Origin of the sequence: Cetobacterium sp., from assembly GCF_048470075.1 — a bacterium.
GTDB lineage: Bacteria > Fusobacteriota > Fusobacteriia > Fusobacteriales > Fusobacteriaceae > Cetobacterium_A.
The window spans coordinates 1-2,063 of the sequence record NZ_DBGBQB010000337.1; the positions used below are offsets into that span (position 1 = coordinate 1).

General features: G+C 28.5%; 2 protein-coding genes. One reads left to right on the forward strand and one right to left on the reverse strand.

Annotated elements, in window-relative coordinates; all coding sequences use genetic code 11:
* Positions 1 to 1,013 (forward strand): TonB-dependent receptor domain-containing protein (locus ACMOUI_RS11730; RefSeq protein WP_418965877.1); only part of this gene is annotated, 1,013 nt, incomplete at its 5' end.
* Between the two features lie 154 nt (positions 1,014 to 1,167).
* Here the strand turns inward: ACMOUI_RS11730 and ACMOUI_RS11735 are convergent.
* Positions 1,168 to 2,063: IS6 family transposase (locus ACMOUI_RS11735; RefSeq protein ID WP_418965878.1), on the reverse strand; the 896-nt coding region annotated here is incomplete at its 5' end.

Sequence of the window (2,063 nt, forward strand, 5' to 3'; positions counted from 1 at the left end):
GAGATACTAAGAGTTATTATATAAAACCCGAATTAAAATATGAATACATGAAAAAATCTTATTTAGTTTTAGGAGGAGATTTTAATAAAGGAGAATCTGATTATTGGTCTAGTAGTCATGCTAAAAATAATTTTACTAATCGTAATGCTGAAGGAATATTCTTATCTAATAACACTCAACTTGGAAGTTTTATATTTAATCAAGGATATAGAATACAGAAGATAGATTATAATCAAAAAGTTAGAAAAGGTATTGGAAAAGATAGAGATGGAAACTTTAAAGAGAATGCTTATGAAATTTCAACTAGTTATCTAATTACGGATGAATTAAGTTTATATGCAAGTTATAATCATACATTTAGAGCACCAACTGTTGATGAACTTGGTAGTTGGCAAGGAACTCCAGAAGTACAAACTTCAAACATCTTTGAGATAGGAACAAAAGGGTTGGTTAATGATTTTATTTATCTGTCTTCATCAATATATAGAAGCGAAACGGAAAATGAAATATTTTATTTAACCGCTGACAGTGGAGAAGTCACTGGAAATTATAACTTTCAAAATAAAATAATAAGGGATGGGATAGAAATATCTTTAGAACAGTATTTTGAAAAAATAACTTTAAAACAAAATTTTAGTTTTGTTGATCATAAAGTCGATGGTGGAAAATATTCAGGAAAAAAAGTTCCAGGAGTCCCAGAATATTTAGCTAATTTAGGAATTGGATATAAAATTATTGAAAATTTAGAACTTTCAACAACTTGGTTTTACTACGGTTCTTCATATGCACAATATGATTATGAGAACAAGTATTCTAAACAAGGAGGACATACAGAAGTTAATTTAAATCTAAACTATAAGTTTAATTCTGATTTATTATTATATACAGGGATAAATAACTTATTTGATAAAGAGTATTTTTATGCAAAAGCTCCAATAAAAAAAGGGGATGTTTTAAGATATTATTATGGTAATAGAAGAAATATCTATGCAGGATTTAAGTATAGTTTTTAATTAGATTATATGAATCTGTTAACTAAAGATGAAAAATAGGTCCAATTCCTAAAAAAGGGATAAAGATTTTCGACTTGAAATATTTTTGTAAAAAAATGATATCACAAAAAGACATAGCTTGTCTATGCCTCAAAAAGAATATTCTTTTTCTTTGTTAAAATAGCAGTAGATTTTTTCTGCTGACTTCGCTATATTCTACGCCAGCAACTTTGGCAGGAGTAAGGTTACTCAATCCTTTATGCGGTGTAATGTAGTTGTAGAAGAAAAAGAAGCCTTCTAATAGTGCGTTTACACTTGTTTCGCACTTTAAACCGTGGGTTGTTCTATATTTATGTTTGAATCTTTTAAAAAAGCTTTCAATTAGGTTGTTAGTTACTTCGTCATACCATGATTGAACTTTAATATGTTTAGATTCTGAGAATACTATTTTTGTTGGAATATTGTAGCTAGGTAATCTATCAGATACTATTGATTTAGGTGCTCCAAATCGCTTTTTAACCTTATCAAACAGGTGGAAAGCAGAGGTTGCTTCTCTTGAAGTTGTAAGGTACCAATCAATAACGTATCTAGTTTCAGAGTCAATTAAAGTCCAGATGTAATATCTTTTACCTTTGATTTTAATTACAGTTTCATCAACGTGCCACTCATCAGATAGATTTAAATCTTGCGGAGTATATTTAGAAACGATATCTTTAAATATGCTTCCAAAACCTTTGATCCATTTGTAAATGGAGACATGAGAGATTTTAATATTTTTACGATCTAAAAGGTATTGTGAAATAGCTCTTGTGGTAGCTGAATGAACAAAATACATATACAAACCATCAATGACAACATTGATATTTGTTTGAAGTCTTTTGATATTAATTGTTTTAGATTTAAATTCAGAAGAAATACTATCAAAATTAGAAGTCTTTTTTACTGCAATATGAATATGATTACACTTTCTGGAATTGCATTTAAACCTAGAATAGTAAAGATAATCATGATGCAAATATGTTCCTGAATTACAAATAGGACATTTAGGATATGAACGCCTATTATCACCGA